Genomic DNA, 4,035 nt, shown 5'->3' on the forward strand with positions numbered 1-4,035 from the left:
CGACGAACTCCGCGAGCGCGTCGAGGCGGCCGGCGAGGCCGCCGCGCTGTTCAACGCGCTCAAACACGGCAGCGACCCGGACGTGGGCGCCATCATGGGCCCGTTGATGGGCGAGAACCCCGACTTTAGACCGCACGGCGACGAGATCCCCGGGGTCGTCGCCCGGGTCGTGAACCGGGTCGCCGACATGGACGAGGCCGAGCGCCGCGAGCGGCTCGGCGAGCTCGCGCCCGACAAGCTCGCGGAGCTGGAGGCCGAAGACGAGGAAGACGATCACGTCCTCCCCGAGCTCCCGAACGCCGAGGACGGCGCGGTCGTGATGCGCGCCGCGCCGAACCCGAACGGCCCGTGGCACGTCGGCCACGCCCGGATGCCCGCGGTGATCGGGACGTACAAGGAGCGGTACGACGGCGAGTTCATCTGCCGGTTCGACGACACCGACCCGGAGACGAAGCGCCCCGACTTAGACGCGTACGACGCCATCCTGGAGGACATCGAGTACCTCGGCTTCGAGGCCGACCGCGTGCTGAAGGCGTCCGATCGGCTGGAGACGTACTACGACCACGCCCGCGAGCTGATCGACGCCGGCGGCGCCTACACCTGCTCGTGTTCCGGCGAGACCTTCTCCGCGCTGAAGAACGACGCCGAGGCGTGTCCGCACCGCGAGAAGGCCGCCGAGACGGTCCACGAGGAGTTCGACGCCATGGTCGCCGGCGAGTACGACGCGGGCGAGATGGTCCTCCGCGTGCGCACCGACATCGAGCACAAGAACCCGGCGCTCCGCGACTGGGTCGCGTTCCGGATGATCGACACGCCGCACCCGCGTGAGGCGGCGGCCGACTACCGCTGCTGGCCCATGCTCGATTTCCAGTCCGGCGTCGACGACCACCTCACGGGCGTCACCCACATCATTCGCGGCATCGACCTCCAGGACTCCGCGAAGCGCCAGCGGTTCGTCTACGACTACTTCGGCTGGGAGTACCCCGAGGTGCTCCACTGGGGCCACGTCCAGGTGGACGAGTACGACGTGAAACTCTCCACGTCGACGATCAAGGGGCTCATCGCGGACGGCGAGCTGACCGGTTGGGACGACCCGCGCGCGCCGACCATCCGCTCGATGCGCCGCCGCGGCATCCGGGGGCAGGCCCTCGTCGACTCGATGACGGAGCTGGGGATGTCCACCTCCGACGTCGATCTGGCCATGTCGTCGGTGTACGCGAACAACCGCGACCTGATCGACGACGAGGCGAACCGCTACTTCCTCGTGCGCGACCGCGACGACGACCCCGCGGTCGAGCTCCCGGTCGTCGACGGCGACGCCCCCGCGCCCGAGGCCGGCCACCCGCCGCTCCACCCCGACCACGCCGACCGCGGCGACCGGACCGTTCCCGCGGGCCGGGTCGTCGTCGAGTCCTCCGACCTCCCGAGCGAGGGCGAGCGCGTCTGGCTCAAGGGGTACGGCTGCGTCCGGTACGCGGGCGACGAGCTGGTCTTCGCGGACGCCGACATCGACGTCGTCCGCGACGGCGACGTGGACGTGGTCCACTGGGCGCCGGCCGACGATGGGCTCGACACCCTGCTGCGGACCGTCACCGGCGACGTCCGGGGGATCGCCGAGCCCGCGGTCGCCGACGTCGACACCGACGGCGTCGTCCAGTTCGAGCGCGTCGGCTTCGCCCGGATCGACGCCTTCGAGCCGGCCGCCACCGACGAGCCCGACGGACCCGACGGCGAGGAGGACCTGCTCGCGTACTACGCGCACCCGTAGTCCGAATCCGCCGTCGGCCTCGTCGACGCTCCGAGCCCCGTGAGCCGCCCTCGCCGACCGCCTGCCGCGGGGGTTAAGTAGCGAGCCCCGGAACTACGGGCACGATGGCCATCGACTCGAACTTCGAACAGAACCGGGAGCAGGTCGGCGAGGAGGACGGCGTCGCCGTCTGGGGACCCGTCGACCCGCCCGAGAAGCAGGGGATCCGCGGCACCCACGTCGCCGTCGACTTCGACATCTGTCTCGCCGACGGCGCCTGCTTGGAGGACTGCCCGGTGGACGTGTTCGATTGGGTGGACACCCCCGGCCACCCCGAGTCGGAGCGGAAGGCGAACCCGATCGACGAGGACCAGTGTATCGACTGCATGCTCTGCGTCGACGTCTGTCCGGTCGACGCTATCGACGTCGACCCCGGCCGCGAGAACCGGATTTAATCGGTCGCGTTCGGCGGGGCGCCGACGACCGTTGTAGCAGTCGTCGTTTATTTATAAACGGTTGACCTCGGACCTCCGGACAACACCTCCAAAGCCCCAGCCGCTCGCTTATAAATCGTTGCCAGTAACTCTTCGATGAACACCTCCAAAGCCCCAGCCGCTCGCTTATAAATCGTTGCCAGTAACTCTTCGATGAACACCTCCAAAGCCCCAGCCGCGACGACTCGCGCGCTTTGCTGCGCTCCTCGCTCGGTCGCTGGCGCTCCCTCGCTGCGGTGCTTGCTGCAGCGTGCTTCGTCCTCGCGGCTGCCCCTTTGAGCCCCGCCCGACCGCACGGCACCGCACCTCACGCCTCCCCAGCCTCGTCGGTGGTCCTCCGCTTCGCTCCGGACCACCGACTCCCTCGCGCGTGCTGCTCGGCCGCGGGGCGGCCTCGCAGGCACGCGCCACCTCCTCTGTTTATAAATGCCGGCCGCAGTCCCGTCAGTCACTTATAAATCGCTCCCGCTCTGCGAGCGCGAAGTCGGTCCCGTACCGCTCGACGAGGGGCTCGTACGCGTCGCCGAGCGCGCGCATGCAGGCGGCCGTCGAGACGTAACCGAGCTCGTCCGCGACCGACTCCCACGGGCGGCCCTGCAGGACTTTCCGAACCAGCAGTCGCTCTTCGAGGGCGCCGAGTTCCGGGGCGTCCTCGACCAGCGCCGCGAGCGCGAGGTCCCGGAACGCGCCGGGCGCGCTGTCGTACATCCCGGGCCCGAACGACGCCCCGACGACGGAGCGCCACTCGATCTCGGTCAGAGCCACCGGGACCGGCGCGGGACAGGCGCGGAGCGCGCCGGCGACCACGTCGGGGTCGACGTCGCGGTGGGCGTCCGAGAGCCCGTCGCGCTCGCGGTCTCGGAAGGTGACGGCGTGGCGCGACAGGAGGTCTCGACCGGCCTCGGTCGCCGGGCGCAGCATGATCGCCGAGTGCTCGCCGGAGGCGTCGTTGCGGGAGGTCGAGAGGTGGACGGTCCGGTAGCCGGCCCGTCGCCAGAACCGGAGCAGGCGCGGCGTCGCGCCGTAGCCGACCGAGAAGTAGTCGACCGCCGCTCCGAACTCGGCGTGGATCTCCGCCAGCAGCCGTGAGCCGAACCCCGCGTCTCGCAGGGCGTGGTGCGTCGCGATCCGGACGGTCCGGACCCCCCGCGGCTCGGCGGCCGCCTCGTCGCGGAGCTGGCTCGTCAGCACGTCGGGGACCATGTTTCCGCGGACGCGCTCGCCCTCGTACATCGCCCGGCGCGTCTCGGCGTCCAGTCCGCCCTCGCGAGCGAGCAGCGCGACGGCGACCACCCGCCCCTCGGCGACGAGCGCCCGCGCGGAGAGGTTCGGGGCGTCCAGCAGCCGCGCGAGGTCGTTCGGCTCGGTGCGGTAGTGAGCGGCGACGAGCAGCCCGAACGCCTCGCCGAGCAGGGCCTCGTCCGCGAGCAGGTCGTCGGGCGCGAGCGCTCGGTACGTCGCCTCGTCGGCCGCCGTCCCCGCGACGGCCTCGTCGACCGCCGGCCGCGCGTCGAGCAGGAGCGCCCGCGACGCCCACGCCTCGACGGGGTCGTTGCGCGCGTACCGGATCGGCTCGTCGAGGCGGACGTCCCGGACCGCGAGGGGGCTATCGAGCAGTCGCTCGCGGAACCGGATCGCGAACCCCCGCCCGGCTCCCTCGTAGCCGTGGACCGTGGTGCAGAACGCGACGGCGACCCGCTCGTCGAGGAACCCCTCCAGCAGCCGCACCGGGAGCGCCGCCGCCTCGTCGACGATCGCGACGTCCGGATCGCCGGGGAGCTCCGCGGCCTCGGC

3 protein-coding genes are annotated in these 4,035 nt (G+C 71.4%); 2 read left to right on the forward strand and 1 reads right to left on the reverse strand.

Annotation, left to right across the window (positions count from 1 at the left end; genetic code table 11):
* Together DJ73_RS19490 and DJ73_RS19495 are read left to right on the forward strand one after the other, a co-directional pair.
* Positions 1-1,768 (forward strand): glutamate--tRNA ligase (locus DJ73_RS19490; protein WP_141213001.1); only part of this gene is annotated, 1,768 nt, incomplete at its 5' end.
* Positions 1,769-1,872: 104 nt separating this feature from the next.
* Positions 1,873-2,202, forward strand: a complete 330-nt coding sequence (locus DJ73_RS19495; protein ID WP_094523206.1) for a ferredoxin family protein — start codon at positions 1,873-1,875, stop codon at positions 2,200-2,202.
* A 483-nt stretch (positions 2,203-2,685) separates the two neighbouring features.
* Here DJ73_RS19495 and tmcA read toward each other — a convergent pair.
* Positions 2,686-4,035 (reverse strand): tRNA(Met) cytidine acetyltransferase TmcA (gene tmcA / locus DJ73_RS19505; protein ID WP_141213002.1); only part of this gene is annotated, 1,350 nt, incomplete at its 5' end.

The organism is Halorubrum sp. Ea1, from assembly GCF_002252965.1.
In the GTDB taxonomy this organism is placed as follows: domain Archaea; phylum Halobacteriota; class Halobacteria; order Halobacteriales; family Haloferacaceae; genus Halorubrum.